The sequence below is a fragment of the Frankia sp. CcWB2 genome, assembly GCF_977927585.1.
Genome location: NZ_CDWRCM010000020.1, coordinates 24,760 through 26,324 on the forward strand (window position 1 = coordinate 24,760; position 1,565 = coordinate 26,324).

The 1,565-nt window shown below is 73.8% G+C and carries 1 protein-coding gene; it reads right to left on the reverse strand.

The genetic code is table 11. The annotated features are described in order from the left end of the window. On the reverse strand, positions 1–1,447 hold a 1,447-nt coding region (locus ACY45C_RS04045), incomplete at its 3' end, for an SDR family NAD(P)-dependent oxidoreductase (RefSeq protein WP_462186303.1). Positions 1,448–1,565 lie beyond the last annotated feature (118 nt).

Below are 1,565 nucleotides of genomic sequence, written 5' to 3' on the forward strand. Positions count from 1 at the left end.
AGGAGTTGAGGAAGGCGTTTCCGAAGGCGTAGTCGGCCTGACCAGGGCTCGGGATCATCGACGAGAGCGAGGAGAACAGCACCATCCTCGGCCGCAGGTCGGCCGTAGCCGCGTCGAGATGGAGCGTTCCGGTGACCTTCGTCGCCAGGACCGCCGCGCTGTCGGCGAAGCGCTTGCGGAAGTGCAGCCCGTCGCGCACCACACCCGCGCAGTGGAAGACGGCGTCGATCGTGCCGAACCGGTCGCGGGCGTGGGCGACGAGAGCGGCCACGTCGGCCTGGGCGGTCACGTCGGCACGCAGGTACACGGTCTCGGAACCGAGGGCCCGGCACCGCTCGACCAGTGCTTCCGGCACGGGACCGCGCCCGCTGAGCACCAGCCGGGCTTGGTACCGCCGGGCCAGGTGCTCGGCGACCAGCGCGCCGATACCACCCGTCGCGCCGGTCACCAGGCACGCGGCGCCCAGGGTGAGCGGGGTGCCGGCCGGGGCACCGGGCGCCAGCCGGCGCGCGAACCGCCCGCCCGCGTGGCGGAGGTCTGTGTCCTCGCCCCCGTCACGCAGTTCGGCGAGCACCGCCTCGCCCACGTCGCCCGCCTGGTCCACGCCGACCGCGCGGCACCGCAACCACGGCGTCTCGGCCGTGACAGTGTGCGCGAAGGCGGCGGCCGCCGCCGCGCCCGGCTCGTCTCGGTTGTCCATGACGCGGTGCACGAACAGGACTCGACGCTCTCGGCGACCGCCGTGCTCCGCCAGCGCCGCGGCCACCGCGGCGCAGGTGGCGAAGGCGTCGAGGGGGTCCGGCGGCAGGCCCACGACGACCGACGTGAGGTCGTCCTCTCCGACGAGCGCGCCGACGACCGCGTCACGGTCTGGCGGGACCCGCACGACGCGGCCACGCCCGGCCAACGCGACGGCGATGTCGTCCTGGACCGCCACCAGGAGGATGGTCCCGACGTCGGCACGATCAGACCGGCTCGGGGCCGCCGTCCACGTCGGACGGAACACCTGAAGGCAGGCGACCACCGCGTCGGCGGGCCCGGACGTCGCGGGCGGCGATGTGTCCGTCGGCCAGGTAGCCGTCGGCCGGGTAGCCGGCAGCCCGACAACCGGCAGCGCTGTGTCCGTCGGCCCGGCCGGAGACGGGGGAAGCGTGATCGAGTAGTGCTCGCCCAGGTGCGCGGCGAGGCTGTCGACCGTGCTGTGCTCGAACAGCAGGGTCGGGTACAGCCTCGCCCCGACCAGGGTCTCCAGATCGGCGCTGAGCTGGAGCATCTCCGTGGAGTCCAACCCGAGTTCGTGGAACCCGGTCCGGGTGTCCACTCCGGACGCCTCCCGGCCCAGCCGGGCCGCGACAACCCCCCGCAGGTACGCCACCAGGTCCGGCCCGGTCAACGCCACCGCCCCGGCTTCCTCGACCAGCTTCCTGATCAGCCCCGCGTGCCGCACCCGTTTGCACGTCAGACCCTACAGCCGCGCCACCGGGCGGCCGCTGTCCTCGTAGAGCTCGACATCGTTGCGCATGACCTCGCCCGACTCCGGGACCGTCTCCACCGCTGGCACCCGC